This window comes from Rhizobium sp. H4 (assembly GCF_003013335.1).
In the GTDB taxonomy this organism is placed as follows: Bacteria; Pseudomonadota; Alphaproteobacteria; order Rhizobiales; family Rhizobiaceae; genus Rhizobium; species Rhizobium sophoriradicis.
This window is the reverse complement of the sequence record NZ_PSOW01000015.1, coordinates 35948-54553: the sequence shown is the minus strand read 5'-3', so window position 1 is coordinate 54553 and position 18606 is coordinate 35948. Positions and strand designations below refer to the sequence as shown.

The window sequence follows — 18606 nt, the reverse complement described above, 5'->3', positions numbered from 1 at the left end:
AAGCGGAAACTCGAGCAAAAGCCCTTTGGTTTCCCACGGCAGCCATGCCATAAGACCGCCATGACAAAGATCGACCGCACCCCCGAAAAAGCCGATTTCGACCACGTTACGGATTGGGTTTTCGACCTCGACAACACGCTCTATCCGCATCATGTCAATCTCTTCGCGCAGATCGACAGGAACATGACCGCCTATGTCGCCGCGCTCTTACAGATGGAGCGAGAAGAGGCGCGCAAGCTGCAGAAGCAATATTATCTCGAGCACGGCACGACGCTGCAGGGTCTGATGATCCATCACGGCATCGATCCGAACGACTTTCTCGAAAAGGCGCATGCAATCGACTATTCGGCTCTGATGCCGCAGCCGGAACTCGGGCAGGCCATCAAGGCGCTGCCGGGACGTAAATTCATCTTCACCAACGGCAGCGTCAAGCACGCCGAGATGACGGCAGGAGCGCTCGGCATTCTCGAGCATTTCGACGATATCTTCGACATCGTCGCCGCCGATTACGTGCCCAAGCCGGCGCAGGCGACCTATGACAAGTTTGCGGCGCTGAAGCGCGTCGACACGGGCAAGGCGGCGATGTTCGAGGATCTGCCGCGCAATCTGACGGTGCCGAAGGCGCTCGGCATGCAGACCGTGCTGCTCGTGCCGCGCAATCTGGAAGAGACGGTCGTCGAATGGTGGGAGAAGACGAGCGGCGAAGAGGATCACATCGATTTCGTCACCGATGACCTTGCTGCATTTCTCGGCAAGGTGACCAGATCCGGTTGACGTCACCTTACCAAAGTTTCACCCAGCTTACCGATGTTTAACTGGGTCTTTCCGGCCCGCTGCCATAGCGTCTTTCGTGAGGGGACACCTTACGAAAGGGAAACACGATGTACCGCAACAAGCTGATACTGGCAGCGCTCTCCTCCGTCCTCGTTTTCGGCGCAGCCGCCGGGACAAGCTTTGCCGCACCGGGCAACGGGCCGCGCCCGCATCATGCCGGCATGGACGGTCCGGGCCGCGACGCCTTCCTCGAAATCACCTATGTCCGCATGCTCAAGGAGTTCGACGCGAACAAGGACGGCAAGGTCTCCAAGGAGGAAGCGACCAGCGGCCTCGACAAGATCTTCGCCGCGATCGACACCAACAATGACGGCTCGCTGACCCCCGGCGAAATCCGCCAGTACCGGCAGACGCAGCTGCAGGCGATGAAAGATCAGCACAAGCAGGAGGCCGGCGACGAAAGGGACGCGAAGACTGCGTCCGACATGTCTGACGGCGAGCCCGGGCGGCCAAACCCCGGCGGGCATGACGGCCATCACTGGATGCGCCATGGCGGCAATTTCATGCGCGCCTCGATGATGATGCGCCGGGCCGACACCGACGAGAACGGCCAGATTTCCAAACAGGAAGCGGTTGCCGCCTTCGATAAGCTGTTCACCCGCATGGACCGCAACAAGGACGGCGTCATCTCGATCGACGATATGCCCGACCGGCCGCTTCTGTAAGGCTAAACCATTGCCCTCTTTCCCCGCTCCGGTGGGGAAAGAGCCATGTCAAAGCGTCGGATGAAACCATGCGACGCGCTATAACTTTTTCATTTTATGCATGTCGTAATCCCGGAACCGCTGCACACTTCCCGGCGACATGCATCAGTGCTCGTAGAAATCCTGAACGATCTTCCATGCGGCGTCGGCCGTGTCGACGAAGCTGATCAGCTTGACGTCATCAGGCGCGATCGTGCCGAATTCGGCCAATGCCTCGAAATTGATGATGCTTCGCCAGAAGGCCTCGCCGAACAGGATCAGCGGCAGGCGCTCCATGCGGCCGGTCTGGATCAGCGTCAGGCATTCGAAGAATTCGTCGAGCGTTCCGAAGCCGCCGGGAAAGACCGCGATCGCCTTGGCGCGCACCATGAAATGCATCTTGCGAATGGCGAAATAGTGGAAGTTGAAGCTGAGCTCCGGCGTCACATAGGCGTTCGGCGCCTGCTCATGCGGCAGCACGATGTTGAGGCCGATCGACGGTGCGCCCTCGTCGGCCGCGCCGCGATTGCCCGCTTCCATGACGCCGGGACCGCCGCCGGTGACGATGACATATTCCTGGAAATCGAAGCTCGCCGAATATTTCGAGCAGAGCCGGGCGAATTTGCGGGCTTCGTCATAATAGATCGACGCCGCCTCCAGATTGGCGCGCTGGATGTCGTTGCGCGCCGCCCAGGCGCTCTGGCCGGGGGCAGGAATGCGGGCGCCGCCGAACATGACGACGGTCGAGCGGATGCCGCGTTCCGTCAGCATCATCTCGGTCTTCAGCAGTTCCAGCTGCAGGCGGATCGGCCGCAGCTCCTCGCGGCAGAGGAAATCCTCGTCGACATAGGCAAGACGATAGGCCGGCGACATCGTCTGCGGCGTCTTCGGCACGGCTTGCGCCCGCTGCCTGTCGGTCGAACTGCTTTTTAGCGGGTCCCATACGCCATCCTTGCGCCTAGAACCGCCGTTTCGTCCCTTCGCCATGTCCAAATGCCTTTCAGTATTGGCAGCATCAACTGCCGGATATGTCGCTATAACGCCTTGAAACCAGATATGATCTTGTCGGAAAAATCATTCCGTTCTACGGGTGCATGCTATAGAGCAGGATATACCCACACCGATCGCATTTCAGGAGACTTCGGCGTCTCCACGATAGAGATCGAAGTTTAAGGAATTCTCATGAGCGCCACCGACCTCGCATCCCTCGAAAAAACCATCGAAACCGCCTTCGACAATCGCGACAATGTGAACATGTCGACGAAAGGCGAGGTCCGCGATGCGGTGGACGCGGCGCTCGATCTGCTTGACGGCGGCAAGGTCCGCGTGGCCGAACGCGGCACCGACGGCAGCTGGACGGTCAATCAGTGGCTGAAGAAGGCGGTGCTCCTGTCCTTCCGCCTCAATGACATGGAGGTGGTCAAGGGCGGCTCGGGCAATTCCACCTGGTGGGACAAGGTTCCCTCGAAGTTCGAAAACTGGGGCGAGAACCAGTTCCGCGCCGCGGGCTTCCGCGCCGTTCCCAACTGCGTCGTGCGCCGCTCGGCCTATATAGCGCCCAACGCCATCCTGATGCCGTCCTTCGTCAATCTCGGCGCTTATGTCGGCGAAGGCACGATGGTCGACACCTGGGCGACGGTCGGCTCCTGCGCACAGATCGGCAAACATGTGCATCTGTCCGGCGGCGTCGGCATTGGCGGCGTGCTGGAGCCGATGCAGGCCGGCCCGACGATCATCGAGGACAATTGCTTCATCGGCGCCCGGTCCGAAGTGGTCGAGGGCTGCATCATCCGTGAAGGCTCGGTGCTCGGCATGGGCGTTTACATCGGCAAATCGACCAAGATCGTCGACCGCGCCACCGGCGAGGTGATGTACGGCGAAGTGCCGCCCTATTCGGTCGTCGTCGCCGGTTCGATGGCTTCGGCCAATGCGACGATGGCAAACGGCCAGCCGGCGCCGCATCTCTACTGCGCCGTCATCGTCAAGCGCGTCGACGAACAGACCCGCTCCAAGACCGGCATCAACGAGCTGCTCAGAGATTGATGACACCGGCACATTGATCCGGTAAACAGACGGCTTCTTTTACGCGAGGCGACTCCGCCTTGCCATGTCTTTGCCATTCCCGCCGGATAGTTCGACGCCATGACCGCTACCGACCCCGTCGCCAATCTCCAGACGTTGATTCGCTGCCCGTCCGTGACGCCCGCCGAAGGCGGCGCGCTCGCGGCGCTCGACGCCATGCTCACGCCGCTCGGCTTTACCGTCGACAAGGTGACGGCACGCGAAGAGGGCACAGCCGATATCGAGAACCTCTATGCCCGCCTCGGCCGCGACGGCCCGCACCTGATGTTTGCCGGCCACACCGACGTCGTGCCGGTCGGCGACGAGGGCGCCTGGACACATCCGCCGTTTGCCGCCGAGATATCAAAGGGCGAGCTCTTCGGCCGCGGCGCCGTCGACATGAAGGGCGGCATCGCCTGCTTCGTCGCAGCCGTCGCCCGCCATATCGAAAAGAACGGCCCGCCGGCCGGCTCGATCTCCTTGCTGATTACCGGCGACGAAGAAGGTCCAGCGATCAACGGCACGGTCAAGCTGCTGCAATGGGCGGCTGAGCGCGGCGAGCGCTGGGACGCCTGCCTGGTCGGTGAACCCACAAATCCCGACAGGCTCGGCGACATGATCAAGATCGGCCGGCGCGGGTCGCTGTCGGGCAGGATCACCGTGCACGGGGTGCAGGGCCACGCCGCCTATCCGCACCTCGCCGACAATCCGGTGCGCGGCATCGTCCAGCTGACGCAGGCGCTGATGGATCCGCCCTTCGACGGCGGCACCGACGATTTTCAGCCGTCGAACCTCGAAGTGACGACGGTCGATGTCGGCAATCCTGCCACCAACGTCATTCCGGCAAAGGCATCGGCAAGCTTCAACATCCGCTTCAACGACAGCTGGACGGTCGACACGCTGCGTGCGGAAATCCTGCGGCGGCTCGATGCCGCCGCAGGCAACGGTCAACTGCGTCCGGGCCGGGAGCCGGTCAAATACGATATCGTCTGGGCCGACCGGCCGAGCCACGTCTTTCTCACCCGCAACAATGCTTTGATCGCCTCGCTGTCTTCGGCCGTCGAAAGCGTCACCGGCCGGTCGCCGGCGCTCTCGACCACCGGCGGCACGTCCGATGCCCGCTTCATCAAGGACTATTGCCCGGTCGTCGAGTTCGGCCTGGTCGGTCAGACGATGCACATGGTCGACGAGCGTGTCGCCGTTGCCGATCTGGAGACGCTGACGGCGATCTACGAGACCTTCATCGACCGCTGGTTCGCCCATGCCGGGTCTTAAGGAAGTCCAGTATTATCTGGCCGGCCTGTGGCTGCTGATCCGGATGGATCCGCGCGGCTTCCGCTTCCTCGATCTGTCGGAGCGCGGCGTCAACCGATCGTTCTGGGCGATGGCCTGGTGCCTGCCGCCTATGGGTATTTCCTGGCTGTGGTGGCGACAGGCCTTCCTGCGGTCGATGCCGCCGGAAGCCGATGTCGATTTTGCCTTCTTTATCAGGCTCGGCCTCGTCGAGGTCGCCAACTGGTTCGTGCCGCTGGTCTTTGCTGGGCTGCTGCTGCTGGCCTTCCGCATGGGCGAGCGCTTCGCCCCCGTCGTCGTCAGCGTCAACTGGCTCGGCGTGCCGCTCTCCTATATCAACGGCCTGCTGCTGGCGCTGGTGTTCTTCCTGCCCGGCACCGTCGGCCTCGTCTCGCTGCTGCTGCTCGCCTTCATGCTGGCGCAGGTCTTCGCGCTGGCACGAATCCTCCGGATGATCTGCCATGATCACGCGCTGATGGTCGGCGCGCTGACGCTGGTGCTGCTGGTGCCGTCGATGATCCTTTCGGAATATCTGCAGCACTTCCTCGGGATCTATCCCGCCTGACCCAAGCTACCGCATCGGGCCGATGCGGGCCTCATGAGAGATCGTCGTCGTTTTCGTCGGTAGGCCTGCGCCGATTGGTGATCACCTCGGGATAATCCACCTGCAGGAAATAGAGCCCGTCCGGCGGCGCCACCGGGCCGCAGGCCTTGCGGTTGCGCGCTTCGAGTGCCGCCTCGACATCGTCGGGCGTCCACTTGCCCTCGCCGGCGAGCTTCAGCGTGCCGGCGAAGGAGCGGATCTGATTGTGGAGGAAGCTCTGCGCCGTGGCACGGATTTCGATCAGCGCACCGCTGCGCGTCACGTCGAGCCGGTCGAGCGTGCGCACCGGGCTATTCGCTTGGCAATGGGCCGAGCGGAAGGTGGAGAAATCGTGCCGGCCGACCAGTCGCTGGGCGGCGGCATGCATGACCTCATGGTCGAGTGTCTTCGGCACCCACCAGGCCTTGCCGGCTTCGAGCGCCAGCGGCGCCCGGCGGCTGACGATACGGTAGAGATAATGGCGACGGAGCGCCGAGAAGCGAGCATCGAAGAATTCGGGAACCACCTCGACGTCGAGAATGGAGACGCGCTCGCCGGCAAGCCTCAGATGCGCATTCAGCGCATTCTGCAGCTGATAGGGCGACCATTCCTTGGAAAGATCGACATGAATCACCTGTCCCATGGCGTGGACGCCGGAATCGGTGCGGCCGGCGCCCCGGACCGAAACGGTCTCGCCGGTCAACGACAGCACCGCGGCTTCGAGCGCACCTTGCACCGACGGACCGTTCTCCTGCCGCTGCCAGCCGACATAGGGGCCGCCGTCATATTCGACGGTCATGCGGTAACGCGGCATCAGGAGAGCCTCGTGCCTGCGCAAAGCGGCGTGCCCCGGAGGAAATCGGCCGCTGCGAGCGGCTTGCCGCCGGCCTTCTGCAGCCTGGTCAGCCGCACTGCGCCGGAAGCACAGGCAACGACGAGATCGTCCGTCAGCAGCTCACCGGCGGCGCCCTGCCCCTCAGCCAGCTCCGAGCCCAGCACCTTTACCCGTTCCGGCCTGCCGCCGATCTCAAGCTCGAACCAGGCGCCGGGGGATGGCGCCAGGCCACGGATATGATTGTGCACATCCCTGGCATCTCTTGCGAAGTCGATGCGCGTCTCGGCCTTGTCGATCTTGGCGGCGTAAAGCACGCCGTCTTGCGGCTGCGGCGTCAGCGGCAGGTCGTTCATTTCAAGCTTCACCATGGCTTCCGCCATCGCCTTGGCGCCGACCTGCATCAGCCGGTCGTGCAATTCGCCAGCCGTCATGTTCGGGCCGATCTCGACTTCACGGGTCAGGGCGACGGCGCCGGTATCGAGACCCTTGTCCATTTTCATCACCATCATGCCGGTCTTTGCATCGCCGGCCATAATCGCCCGCTGGATCGGCGCAGCACCCCGCCAGCGCGGCAGTAGCGAGGCATGGCCGTTATAGCAGCCGTCGCGGGTGCCGTTCAAAACCGCCTCGGGCAGCAGCAGCCCGTAGGCGACGACGACGGCGACATCGGCCTTGAACGCGGCAAACCTCTCGCGCTCCTCCGCATCCCTAAAATTGATCGGCGTGAAGACCGGGAGGCCGAGCAGTTCGGCCGCCTGATGCACCGGCGATTTCTGCAGATCGAGCCCGCGCCGGCCGCCCGGCCGCGGCGGCTGCGTATAGACGGCGACGATCCTGTGGCCGGCGTCGACGAGCAGGCGCAGGGTCGGCACCGAGAACTCCGGGGTTCCCATGAAAATGATGCTAAGAGACATTCTATCTCGCCAATTGAGGATCAACCGTCTTCAAACGGGTTTACGAGCTTGAGATCAAGCCCCTCGAAATCTCTGGTGTTGCGGGTAGCGAGTGTGGCGCCATTTGCAAGGCAGATGGCGGCGATCATCGCATCCTTGGTCTCCATCGGCCGTCCCGCCTTCCTGCGCTGCGCCGCCAGGAGGCCGTAGCGATTGGCCGCGCTCAGGGAAAAACCGAGGATCCGGCCGGAAAATTCCGACTCGATCCTGTTGAAGTCGGATATCAATGTTGCCTTCCGCCTGCCATCGCCGAGAAGTTCAAGACCATAGCGCATTTCAGCGACGGCGATCGTCGTCAAGAAAAGCATCTCGACGTCGTAACCATCAAGCCAGTTCAATATCCGCTCGCTATGGGTCCTCCCCTGCAACTCGGAAATCACATTCGTATCGAGGACGATCATGTGTCGAAGCGCGGCGGTTCGCGGTCGAGTTCGTGACGAGATGCGGCGATGGCTTCCACTTCCTCATCACTCAACCTTGCATCGCTCATCAGCGAGCGCAGGCGCTGTCCGGCGGAAGCCCCCGAACGCCCGACCGCAATCTGCCGGCGGATGATTTCGATCGCCTCTTCCGAAAGGCTGCGGCCATTTCGCTGCGCGCTTTCCTGCAGTTGCCGCTTCATTGCGTCTGGAACATCGCGAATAAGCAGGTCACCCATTCGGCACCTCCATTATGATATCAGCGATATCATAATGCTTTGTCGCATCATTTTCAACGCAACGCTCAGAGCGCCTTGGATTTCGCCGCCTTGGTGAACTTCTTGATCACCATCTCCCGCTTCAGCCGCGAGATATAATCGATGAACAGCACGCCGTTCAGATGGTCGATCTCGTGCTGCAGGCACGTGGCGAGCAGGCCGTCGGCTTCCACCGTCTGTTCCTTGCCGCTGCGGTCGAGATATTTGACCGAGACGACAGCCGGACGCTCGACCTCGGCATAATAATCCGGAATCGACAGGCAGCCTTCCTCATAGATCGAGCGTTCGTCGGAGGATTTGACGATCTCGGGGTTGATGAAGACCTGCGGCTGCTTTTCCTCGCCTTCGCGCGACACATCGATGACGAGCATGCGGCGCGGCACGCCGATCTGGACGGCGGCAAGGCCGATGCCGGGCGCGTCGTACATGGTTTCCAGCATGTCGTCGGCAAGGCGCTGCAGGTCGGCATCGACCCGCTCGATCGGCTGGGAGAGCTGGCGGAGAATGGGGTCGGGAAGTATGATGAGTGGCTTGATGGTCATGGGCGTTCCCATAACCCATCTTTTCCCACTATGGAATTATCCGGCAGGCGGGGATTGCTGTTTTTTGCATCCCCGCCCGGAATTCCGCCATATTTGTCTCACGCCGCCTGGCGGGCAGCAATGACCGAACGGCCGTCCGGCCTTGCCCGGAAGCGCTGCACAGCGCGATCAGGTTCTCCACCTCGGCCGCGATTTTCGGCTTTGCGAACAAGACGCGCGGCCTCGGAAGATATTCAGGATCGCCGATTTCGTTCACGTTTTGATCTATATGTTGCCGCATCTTCTGTTATGGTTGCGCCATGACCGTCACTTCCGAATCGCTCGCAGCTTCCGTCGCCTCCATCAGCCCGGCCATGCTGGCGCTGGCCGGCGGCGTTCTTGCAGCCCTCATCCTGCTGGTGATCGTGCTTTTTCTGCGCGCCGCCGGCCTTCGCCGCGAACAGGCGGAGGAGGCGGATCTGCGCGCCAGGGAAAGTGCGATGCGCATGGCCGAGCTTTTGAAGATCCAGGCGGAGATGCAGGGCCGCATCACCGCCATGGCCGAGGTCTTCGGCGCGCGGCAAAGCGAACTCAATCAGTCGATCAACCAACGCCTCGATGGCATGTCGCAGCGCATGAGCTCGACGATCACCGAGCAGACCAAATCGACGCATGAGGACCTGCAGCGGCTGCAGGAGCGGCTGGCCGTCATCGATGCCGCCCAGAACAATATCCAGACGCTTGCCAAGGATGTGGTCGGGCTGCAGGCCATTCTTTCCAACAAGCAGACGCGCGGCGCCTTCGGCCAGTCGCGGATGGAAACGATCGTCGCCGACGGCCTGCCGATGGGCGCCTATGCCTTCCAGCAGACGCTGTCGAACGGCTCGCGGCCGGATTGCACGATCCGCATGCCGAACGGCGCGCCGCCGCTCGTCATCGACGCGAAATTCCCGCTCGAAGCCTGGAACGCCATTCGCGACGCCGGCAGCCCCGAGGCCGGCAAGCTCGCCGGCCAGCAGTTCCGCCGCGACATGGAAATCCATATAAGGGATATTGCCGAGAAATATCTGATTCAGGGTGAAACCCAGGATACGGCCTTTCTCTTCGTGCCGTCCGAATCGATCTTTGCCGAACTCCACGAAAATTTCGAGCCGGTGGTGCAGAAGGCACACCGGGCGCGCATCGTCATCGTCTCGCCGTCGCTGCTGATGCTGTCGATCCAGGTCATCCAGGCCGTGCTGAAGGACCAGCGCATGCGGGCGCAGGCGCATCTGATCCAGGGCGAGGTCGCGGCTCTGATGGACGATCTCGGCCGTCTCGACGAGCGGGTGCGCAAGCTGCAGGGCCATTTCGCCATGGCGCAGAAGGATATCGACATGGTTGTCACATCAGCCGACAAGCTGACCAGGCGCGGCGCCAAGATCGAAGCGCTGGAATTCGAGGCGGGCGGCGATATCAGGCCGGCCCGCGACGACGAAGCCCCGGCCAAATCGGTGGAAAGCCGCACCGGTCTTCTCAAGCTTCGGGTGGTTGACGAGGAGTGACCGCTTCGGGCAGTGTCTGCCCCGCATTTCAGACAAGAGTTGGAGCATGACGTCGCCGGCATGTTCCAAAGGACGGGACATCCTCATGATCACAGTTTTCGGGTCCATCAACATGGATCTCATCGCCACGACAGGCCGCCTGCCGAAGCCCGGCGAGACGGTGGCCGGCAATAGCTTTGCCACGGCCGCCGGCGGCAAGGGCGCCAATCAGGCGCTGGCGGCGCGGCGCGCCGGCCGCTATGTGCATATGGTCGGCGCCGTCGGCAAGGATGGCTTTGCCGCCGACGCGCTCGCCCTGCTCGATGACGCCGGAACCGACCTCTCCCTCGTCAAACATGTCGACGGCCCCACCGGCACGGCGCTGATCCTCGTCGGCGGCGATGGCGAGAACATGATCGCCGTGGTCCCCGGCGCCAACGGCCGGGTGACGGCTGCCGATGCCGAGACCGCGGTCGGCAGGATGAGCGAAGGCGATATCCTCATGCTGCAGCTCGAAGTGCCGGTCGATGCCGTTGAACGTGCACTCTCGGCTGCCCGCGCCAAGGGCGTCACCAGCATCCTCAACCTGGCGCCGCTGATTGCCGATGCGCCGCGTCTCGGGCGCCTGGCCGATATCGTCATCGCCAACGAAACCGAGTTCGAGCGGCTCGCCGGACAGGACGGCATGGACGCCGAGGCACGCGAGGCGGCCCTTCACCGCCTGCACCAGGAGACCGGCCAGACGTTGATCGTCACACTCGGCGGTGATGGTGTCATCGCCATTCGCGACGGCGTTATTTCCAGGGCGCAAGGCCTGAAAATCGAACCTGTCGATACCGTCGGTGCAGGAGATACCTTCTGCGGCTATTTCACCGCCAGCCTCGACGAAGGCCTCGATTTTGCCTCGGCGCTGCGCCGCGCGGCCGTCGCCGGCTCGCTCGCATGCCTCAAGGCGGGGGCGCAGCCTTCGATCCCGTCAAGCAAGGACGTCGCGGACAGAATATAGTTTCAGTCTCTTTGCGAAGCCGCCGAGAAAACCCGTTAGTTTTAAGGGAATTTCTGCGGCTTTCCTTGCCTCGACCATTCGAGTTTCATTCAAATTTAAGGTATTTCCGGCGATCTTCCTCATGGTCGCCGGCGCCCTTCGTTTTTGCAGCCGGCCGCCAGTTCAAAGTGCTGCAGCGTCACGTGGTGTCTTGAAAGACGCGCGCCGCTGCAGGCGGCTGCTCCATGACGGGGCGATGCCTTCGCTCCTATCGCCGGAGAATGCCCGTTCGGCGTATCCTTGCCCGAGGACCCCATGTTTATTTTTCGCATGAAATCGCTTGCGGCGAAACTTCTCGTCATCACCGGCATCGCCATCGCGCTTGTTCTCATCGTCTCGAACTTTTTTCTCATCGGCCAGACACGGGATCGCGTCCAGACGCTGACGATGGATCAGGCCAACCTCGAGGCGAAATCGATCGCCAACGAAATCGCCGCCAATGTCGGCGAACTCGCCAGTGCCGCGCGCACTATGTCGGGCGTGATCGGCCGCGGCCATGAGGGCAAGTCGCTCGACCGCAAGGGCATGATCAATGTGCTGAAGGCCAATCTCGAGCAGAACGCCTTCGCCTTCGGCAGCTGGTTCTGCGAGCAGCTCGGCGCGCTCGACGGCAAGACCACCGAAATCGCCAACAGTAATGACGAAGGCACGAACAAGAACGGCGCCTTCACGCCTTACTGGTCGAAGACCAAGGATGGCGGCGTCCAGTACTCGACCTTCGACAATGATTATACCGCCGAATGGTGGAAGCTCGCCGCCGACAGCGGCAAGGGCGCGATCACCACGCCTTACCTTGCCGAGGGAACCGATGTCCCGACGCTGCTGACCTCGATCGCCTATCCCGTCACGGCGGGCGGCAAGATGATCGGTCTCGCCGGCGTCGACATTTCGCTGAAGTCGCTTACCGACAAGCTGCAGGCGCTGCATCCTTTCGACTCCGGCCGCGTGACGCTGCTGTCGCAGGCCGGCAACTGGATCGTCGCCCCGACCCCTGACCTGATGACCAAGCAATATGACGGCGAAGGCGCCGACGTCGTCAAGGCGGCGCTGTCGAACAAGCAGCCCGGCCTCGTCAGGAACCTCGCCTATGACGGCCTCGATCCCTTCGACCGCGTCGTCTATCCCTTCGCCGTTCCCGGCGTCAACGCCACCTGGGTCGTGCTCGTCGATGTCCCGCACACCGCGATAAACGCGCCGGTTAACGACCAGACCTACATGATGATCATCAACGGCCTGATCGTGCTCGGCGCGGTTATGCTTGCGCTCTATTTCGCCGTCCGTTCCCTCGTTCAGCGGCCGCTCGGCGGGCTGGTGGCCAGCGTCAAGGCGCTGAGCGACGGCCAATATGAGGAGCCGGTCGCAGCTCAGGATCGGAGCGACGAGGTTGGTTCGGTCGCCAAGGCGCTCGAAGGCTTCCGCTTTGCGCTCGCCGATACAAGGCGCCTCGAAGACGAGGCTGCCAGAGAGCGGCAGGCGGCGGAGGCCGAGCGCGGCCGCTCGGAATCGGAACGCCAGGAATCGGTGTCGCTGCAGCGCCGTATCGTCTCGATCGTCGGCGCCGGCCTTTCCGAGCTGTCGCGGGGCAATCTCGGCCACCGCATCACCGAGGACTTCCCCGGCGAATACGGCAAGCTGAAGCAGGATTTCAACGCGGCGCTTGCTAGCCTCGAAGAGACCATCAACACCATGAGCCTCAGCGTCGCCAATATCGGCTCCGGCACCGGCGAGATCAGCAACAGCGCGTCCGACCTCGCCAAGCGCACCGAACAGCAGGCGGCAAGCCTGGAGGAGACGGCGGCCGCGCTCAACGAGCTCACCGCGCAGGTCGATTCCAGCGCCGATAATGCCCGAACGGCGGCCGACAACGTCAGCCTCGCCTGCCAGGACGCCGAAAGGTCCGGCGAAGTGGTGCAGAAGGCGATCGCCTCGATGCAGGGGATCGAACAGTCTTCGACGGAGGTATCGCGGATCATCGGCGTCATCGACGAGATCGCCTTTCAGACCAATCTGCTGGCGCTGAATGCCGGCGTCGAAGCGGCGCGGGCCGGTGAGGCCGGCAAGGGTTTTGCCGTGGTCGCCCAGGAAGTGCGCGAACTCGCCCAGCGCTCGGCCAACGCCGCCAAGGAGATCAAGACGCTGATCAACACCTCGGCCGTCCAGGTCAAGGAAGGCGTCGATCTCGTCGGGCGCGCCGGCGGCACGCTGCACAAGATCGCCGAACAGGTGATGGGCATCAACGACCTCATCCGGCAGATCTCGGCCTCCGCCAGCGAACAGGCCGTGGGGCTGAAGGAAATCAACCAGGCCATGAACCAGATGGACCAGGTGACGCAGCAGAACGCGGCGATGGTCGAGGAAGCAACCGCCGCCAGCGTAGCGCTCAACGACGAGGCACAGACGCTGAAAGCGCTCGCCACACGCTTCCGGGTCTCCGGTTCGGGCAACGCCGCTCAGCTCACCGCCGTCGCCCAGCAGATGCGCGCGCCGGCAACCTCAGCCGCTTCGCCCAGGACCGCAGCCCCGGCAGCCCGCCGACCGGCCGCGCCATCGCACGGCTCCGCCGCCTTGGCGCAGGACAATTGGGAAGAGTTCTGATCGTTCCGTTCCGTCTATAATGAAAAAAGGCGCCTGCGAAATCAGGCGCCTTTTTTGTCAGGAATAGACGCAGTTCAGGCCGCGTTCGAGGTCTGCTCTTCGTTGAGGAAGGCGTAGATCGCCGAGGCGGAATCGGTGGCGCGCAGCTTTGCCACGAGATCGTGATCACGCAGGACGCGGGCGATGCGCGACAGCGCCTTGAGATGATCGGCGCCGGCGCCTTCCGGCGCCAGCAGCAGGAAGACGAGATCGACCGGCTGGTCGTCCAGCGCCTCGAAATCGACCGGCTGCTCCAGCCGGGCGAAGATGCCGACGATCGAATGAATGTTCACCAGCTTGCCGTGGGGAATGGCGATACCGTTGCCGACGCCGGTCGAGCCCAGGCGTTCACGCTGCAGGATGACGTCGAAGATCTCCCGTTCGGAGAGCCCGGTGATCCTTGCGGCTCTTGCCGCCAATTCCTGAAGCAACTGTTTCTTGGAATTTACTCTGAGGGCGGGAATGATCGCATCCTGATGGAGCAAATCTGCCAATGCCATTTCTTTTTCCTTCTGTCGCCGGGATCAGATGTGCGGGGAAGCGGCGGCGATACCGCCGCTTACCGCCCTGATCTCAGCCTTTGATATTGGCCGAATCGATCCAGCCAATATTCCCGTCGTGGCGACGGTAAACAATGTTCAGATGTTCCTTGCCGGGGCTGCGGAACAGGAGAAGCGGCTCGTCGGTCATGTCGAGCGCCATCACGGCGGTGGCGACCGACATGGTCTTCAGCTGCTTCGTGCTTTCAGCGACGATCGCCGGGGCGAAATCGTCGGGAATTTCATCCTCGTGATCAGGAACGGAGTCCATGACCGTGTAGGAGACTTCTGCAAAACCATTCAGGTGGTTTCCGGCATGATGGTCCTTCAGCTTGCGCTTGTAGCGGCGCAGACGCTTCTCGATGCGCTCGGAAGCGGCGTCGAAGGCAAGCTGCGGATCGGTTGCTTCGCCGGCGGCATGCAGCACCACCCCGCTGTCGAGATGAAGCTTGCAGTCTGCCGAGAAACGAGAACTCGCCTTTTCCACGGTCACCTGGCCGGAATACCCCCCGTCGAAGTATTTCGTGATGGCCATACCAATTTGGTCCTCGATCTTTTGACGGAACGATTCACCAATTTCCATATGTTTCCCGGATACACGCACACTCATGGAGTTTCCCTTCTTATGGTCGTTTGCGGGTATCAGTTTACGCCAAGCCTCAGGTTCATCCAAGCACTTCGCGCAATCTCAAGCAAGATCGGCGTGGGCCTGCGGGCCCTCGGTGCCCTTGGGATGATGGGGATACCTTCAAAAGGCGCTCACGGCGTCGATTGCGGCGGGCTTCTAGCCAGAGCTTACCAAAAAGTCAATAGGGCGGAAAATCGCCTGCGCCGATGCGCGGGAAACGTGCGGAGGATTCCTTGCCGACAGGCGCCCCACGCCGATCACCGCTTAGGTGGCTTTCAACGCTTCGCGCTTAAGCTGTGCCGCCTTACGGGTAACATTATGGCGGTGATCACTGCTGGCCGGCTGGCGTCGACGGCTGCCCCTCACCCTAACCCACCGGGGTCGAGGCCGCGGCTCGACCCGGTTGGTGGCGGGCGGCGATCTCTTAGAGTGACAATTGAATTGTCTAAACGCTGAGAAACGTCTGATACCAGTAGAATCAACGCCGTGCAGCGAGTCCACCAAATTCGGACGGCTGGCGATGCGGTTCCGACCGAGCCCGGCACTTGGATGAGACCCGCGTCAGAAGCCCGCAACCTTGGCCAGCGCCCGCTTCTCGCGGCGGCGTTGGACCGAGGAGGCGATGTTCATCGCTTCCCGGTATTTCGCCACCGTGCGGCGGGCGAGATCGATGCCGCCCTTCTTCAGCATGTCGACGATATCGTCATCGGAGAGCACCGCGTCCGGGCTCTCCTGCATGATGAGGGCGCGGATCTTGTGACGCACAGCCTCGGCCGAATGGCTGTCGCCGCCTTCGACGGCGCTGATCGACACTGTGAAGAAATATTTGAGCTCGAAAAGGCCGCGCGGCGTCAGCATGTATTTGTTCGAGGTGACGCGGCTGACGGTGGATTCGTGCATCTTGATCGCCTCTGCCACCGTCTTCAGGTTCAGCGGCCGCAGGTGGTCGACGCCGTTGAGCAGGAAGGCATCCTGCTGGCGGACGATCTCGCTCGCCACCTTCATGATCGTCTTTGCCCGCTGATCGAGGCTGCGCGTCAGCCAGTTGGCGCTCTGCAGGCACTCGGAAAGGAAGGCATGATCCTCACCGTTCCTGGTCACGCGCGAAAAATAGGACTGGTTGACCAGCACGCGCGGCAGCGTATCCGGATTGAGCTCGACCAACCAGCCGCCGTCCGCGGAGGGCCTGACGACGACATCGGGCATGATCGCTTCGGAAACACCCGCCTCAAAGCCGCTGCCGGGCTTCGGATTAAGCTGGCGGATTTCACCGAGCATGTCGAGAAGGTCTTCCTCGTCAACGCCGCAGAGCCGCTTCAGCGTGGCGAAATCGCGCCGCGCCAGCAGTTCGAGATTGTCGACGAGCGCCTGCATGGCAGGGTCGTAGCGGTCCTTCTGCCTGAGCTGGATCGCCAGGCATTCGGCCAGGCTGCGGGCGAAAACACCCGGCGGATCGAGTGTCTGGAGGGCGGCAAGCACGTGTTCGACCTGTTCGACGCTCGTGCCGAGCCGCTCGCCGGTCTCGACGAGATCGGTCTGGAGATAGCCGGCATCGTCGAGTTGATCGATGAAATTCTGCGCGATCAACCGGTCGGTCATGTCAGGCAGGACGAAGGGGATCTGCTGAGCGAGATGGTCGCGCAGCGACAGCTGGCCGGCGACGAAATCGTCGAGATCATAATCGGCGCCCTCGGTGCTGCCCGGCATCGACTTCCACTGGCCGACAAGCTCGGGCGCATCGAGGCGCTGCGGGCCGCCGTCATCGGGAAAGACATTGGTATAATTGGCGTCGAGCTCGTCGTTCAGCCGGCCGGTGCTCTCGCTGCCGCCATTGTCGTACCAGTCGCTGGAGAGCGCCTCAGCGCGATTGTCGGCGCCGTCGTCAGAGCCGGCATCTTCCGGCGGCTGGCCGAACGGCTCGTCCTCGCCGGCACCCCGTTCGTCACCCGCTTCGCCGTCGTTAGACGGGAATTCGAGCAGCGGGTTCTTTTCCACTTCCTGGGCGATGAACTGATTAAGCTCGAAATGCGTCATCTGCAGCAACTGGATGGATTGCATCAGTTGCGGCGTCATCACCAGGGACTGGCTCTGGCGCAGGAAAAGATTGGCGGACAGTGCCATGACGGACGCGAAACTCCCCTCAATTCCTCCGGGAAACCGCGTCCAGTTAACGCCTCGGGCCACGGAAATCCAGTTGGCCCAAAAATTGCTTTTTTATCTCATTTGGTCAAGCGGAACTAAGCGACAAGGTGAATTTCCGCGCCGGCGAGAGCATGACGGATGCCGATTTCAGGCCGTTTTAGCCCAAAATCAGCCTGATCCAGCGTCAGAGGCTGAATTTGTCGCCGAGATAGAGCCGGCGCACTTCCGGATTATTGACGATATCGTTCGCCCGGCCATGGGTCAGCACTTCGCCGGCATGAATGATATAGGCGCGGTCGATGAGACCGAGGGTCTCGCGCACATTGTGGTCGGTGATGAGAACACCGATGCCGCGCGCCGTCAGGTGATGGACGAGGTTCTGGATGTCGGCGACCGAGATCGGGTCGACACCGGCAAATGGCTCGTCGAGCAGCATGAAGGTCGGGTCGGTCGCCAGCGCACGGGCGATTTCGAGACGGCGGCGCTCGCCGCCGGAAAGAGCGACGGCAGCACTCTTTCTGAGCTTCTGGATATGAAATTCCTCCAGCAGCTCGTTCAGCTTCTGCTCGCGCTCGGCCTTGTCCTTGACATGCACTTCAAGGACGGCGCGGATGTTTTCTTCCACCGTCAGCCCACGAAAGATCGAGGCTTCCTGCGGCAGATAACCGACGCCGAGGCGGGAGCGGCGGTACATCGGCATGGTCGTGACGTCGTTGCCGTCGATTTCGATCGTGCCTTCATCCACCGGCACAAGGCCGGTAATCATGTAGAAACAGGTCGTCTTGCCCGCACCGTTCGGACCGAGAAGGCCGACGGCCTCGCCACGGCGCACCACCAGCGAAACGCCGTTGACGACGCGACGCGTCGCATAGGTCTTCGTCAGACCGCGGGCGATCAGCGTTCCCTGATAGCGACTCTTGTCGGCGGCACCCGCAGCTTGTGGCTCGGGCTGGCCGAACATGGTGGATAGCGATGATAATTTCACGTGGGAGGCCGGTTCAGTTCTGCTTCTGCGAGTTCGGCTGCGATTTCGGATCGAGCTGAATCTGGACACGCCCGCCGCAGCTTTCAAGCTCCGCCCGGCCGGTTTGCATATGAACGGTCAGCTTACAGCCGGTGAAGACGTTCGGCCCATCCGAAAGAATAACCTTGTTTCCCTGGTCCGCCGTGAGGATGAACGTCTGCGCGGCCATGTCAAAACTGCCGTCATCAGCCGTCGCCGTCTGCGTGCCCGAGACCAGGTAGACCTTGTCCGTCACCAGGATCTTGTCGATATCGGCGCTTCCCGATGCCAGCGAGGCCGACTGCTCCGGTTTGGCTTCGGGTTGCGCCGCCGCGTCGGCGCCCGGCTTTGCCGCCTTGTCCTTGTAATAGACGGTCATCTTTCCGGACTGCAGCGTTGTTGTGCCCTGGACGACCTTGACATTGCCGGTGAAAAGGGCCGTGTGCTCCTGGTCGTGGATCTCCAGCTTATCGCTTTCGATTTGGATCGGCTGGTCGTTGGAAAGCTTCATGCCCGACATGGTCGTCGACTGTGCGCCCGCGCCCGCGGCCGTCAGAATAAGGGCAAATGCGCCGGCAATGAATGCTACGCCAGTCTTGCAAGCTGAAATGCGACAATCTTTTGTCATGGTG

18 protein-coding genes and 1 pseudogene are annotated in these 18606 nt (G+C 62.3%); 8 read left to right on the top strand and 11 right to left on the bottom strand.

Annotated features, from left to right (window positions below; translation table 11 throughout):
* The first annotated feature begins 60 nt into the window (after positions 1-60).
* Together C4N04_RS22290 and C4N04_RS22285 are read left to right on the top strand one after the other, a co-directional pair.
* On the top strand, positions 61-774 hold the full coding sequence (locus C4N04_RS22290) for a pyrimidine 5'-nucleotidase (protein WP_038686552.1): 714 nt from the start codon (positions 61-63) through the stop codon (positions 772-774).
* A gap of 107 nt (positions 775-881) precedes the next feature.
* On the top strand, positions 882-1499 hold the full coding sequence (locus tag C4N04_RS22285) for an EF-hand domain-containing protein (protein WP_106797045.1): 618 nt from the start codon (positions 882-884) through the stop codon (positions 1497-1499).
* A 144-nt stretch (positions 1500-1643) separates the two neighbouring features.
* On the opposite strand, the gene C4N04_RS22280 is transcribed toward C4N04_RS22285, so the two are convergent.
* Complete coding sequence (locus C4N04_RS22280; protein WP_038686548.1) at positions 1644-2504, bottom strand: LOG family protein; 861 nt, start codon at positions 2502-2504, stop codon at positions 1644-1646.
* Positions 2505-2699: 195 nt separating this feature from the next.
* Between C4N04_RS22280 and dapD the strand changes: the two genes are divergently transcribed.
* The 3 genes from dapD to C4N04_RS22265 all read left to right on the top strand — a co-directional run bounded on the left by dapD (position 2700) and on the right by C4N04_RS22265 (position 5436).
* Positions 2700-3560 carry a 2,3,4,5-tetrahydropyridine-2,6-dicarboxylate N-succinyltransferase gene (gene dapD / locus C4N04_RS22275; protein WP_106797044.1) on the top strand — a complete coding sequence of 287 codons (861 nt, stop codon included), beginning with the start codon at positions 2700-2702 and terminating at the stop codon, positions 3558-3560.
* Between the two features lie 99 nt (positions 3561-3659).
* Complete coding sequence (dapE, locus tag C4N04_RS22270; protein ID WP_096770663.1) at positions 3660-4853, top strand: succinyl-diaminopimelate desuccinylase; 1194 nt, start codon at positions 3660-3662, stop codon at positions 4851-4853.
* Positions 4840-5436: a hypothetical protein gene (locus C4N04_RS22265; RefSeq protein WP_009989997.1), complete on the top strand. Its 597-nt coding sequence runs from the start codon at positions 4840-4842 to the stop codon at positions 5434-5436. Before dapE ends, C4N04_RS22265 begins: the two co-directional genes overlap by 14 nt.
* Before the next feature lie 31 nt (positions 5437-5467).
* Here the strand turns inward: C4N04_RS22265 and truA are convergent, their stop codons facing one another.
* From truA to def, 5 genes are all read right to left on the bottom strand, one after another.
* On the bottom strand, positions 5468-6268 hold the full coding sequence (gene truA, locus C4N04_RS22260; protein ID WP_106797043.1) for a tRNA pseudouridine(38-40) synthase TruA: 801 nt from the start codon (positions 6266-6268) through the stop codon (positions 5468-5470).
* Positions 6268-7203: a methionyl-tRNA formyltransferase gene (gene fmt / locus C4N04_RS22255; RefSeq protein WP_106797042.1), complete on the bottom strand. Its 936-nt coding sequence runs from the start codon at positions 7201-7203 to the stop codon at positions 6268-6270. Before fmt ends, truA begins: the two co-directional genes overlap by 1 nt.
* A 20-nt stretch (positions 7204-7223) precedes the next feature.
* Positions 7224-7643, bottom strand: coding sequence for a type II toxin-antitoxin system VapC family toxin (locus tag C4N04_RS22250; RefSeq protein ID WP_106797041.1), 420 nt, complete (start codon positions 7641-7643; stop codon positions 7224-7226).
* Positions 7640-7900: a plasmid stabilization protein gene (locus C4N04_RS22245; RefSeq protein WP_038686534.1), complete on the bottom strand. Its 261-nt coding sequence runs from the start codon at positions 7898-7900 to the stop codon at positions 7640-7642. The genes C4N04_RS22250 and C4N04_RS22245 overlap by 4 nt, the downstream gene beginning before the upstream one ends.
* Before the next feature lie 65 nt (positions 7901-7965).
* The gene (def, locus tag C4N04_RS22240; RefSeq protein WP_096763002.1) at positions 7966-8481 is read right to left on the bottom strand and encodes a peptide deformylase; all 516 of its coding nucleotides are present in this window, start codon (positions 8479-8481) and stop codon (positions 7966-7968) included.
* Positions 8482-8780: 299 nt separating this feature from the next.
* Between def and C4N04_RS22230 the strand changes: the two genes are divergently transcribed.
* From C4N04_RS22230 to C4N04_RS22220, 3 genes are all read left to right on the top strand, one after another.
* Positions 8781-10004, top strand: coding sequence for a DNA recombination protein RmuC (locus tag C4N04_RS22230; protein WP_106797039.1), 1224 nt, complete (start codon positions 8781-8783; stop codon positions 10002-10004).
* An 85-nt stretch (positions 10005-10089) separates the two neighbouring features.
* Complete coding sequence (locus tag C4N04_RS22225) at positions 10090-10989, top strand: ribokinase (protein WP_106797038.1); 900 nt, start codon at positions 10090-10092, stop codon at positions 10987-10989.
* A gap of 294 nt (positions 10990-11283) precedes the next feature.
* Complete coding sequence (locus tag C4N04_RS22220; RefSeq protein WP_106797037.1) at positions 11284-13623, top strand: methyl-accepting chemotaxis protein; 2340 nt, start codon at positions 11284-11286, stop codon at positions 13621-13623.
* Between the two features lie 74 nt (positions 13624-13697).
* Here C4N04_RS22220 and ptsN read toward each other — a convergent pair whose 3' ends face one another.
* The 5 genes and pseudogenes from ptsN to C4N04_RS22190 form a co-directional block, all read right to left on the bottom strand.
* Entirely contained in the window at positions 13698-14162 is a 465-nt protein-coding gene (gene ptsN / locus C4N04_RS22215; protein WP_003570770.1) for a PTS IIA-like nitrogen regulatory protein PtsN, read from the bottom strand.
* A 73-nt stretch (positions 14163-14235) separates the two neighbouring features.
* The gene (gene raiA / locus C4N04_RS22210) at positions 14236-14811 is read right to left on the bottom strand and encodes a ribosome-associated translation inhibitor RaiA (protein ID WP_003570772.1); all 576 of its coding nucleotides are present in this window, start codon (positions 14809-14811) and stop codon (positions 14236-14238) included.
* Positions 14812-15390: 579 nt separating this feature from the next.
* Positions 15391-16950 carry an RNA polymerase factor sigma-54 gene (gene rpoN / locus C4N04_RS22205; RefSeq protein ID WP_077991195.1) on the bottom strand — a complete coding sequence of 520 codons (1560 nt, stop codon included), beginning with the start codon at positions 16948-16950 and terminating at the stop codon, positions 15391-15393.
* A gap of 205 nt (positions 16951-17155) precedes the next feature.
* A pseudogene (gene lptB / locus C4N04_RS22195) lies at positions 17156-17887 on the bottom strand (LPS export ABC transporter ATP-binding protein); the annotation flags it as partial.
* An 82-nt stretch (positions 17888-17969) separates the two neighbouring features.
* Positions 17970-18602, bottom strand: coding sequence for an LptA/OstA family protein (locus C4N04_RS22190; protein WP_038686524.1), 633 nt, complete (start codon positions 18600-18602; stop codon positions 17970-17972).
* Between the last annotated feature and the right edge of the window lie 4 nt (positions 18603-18606).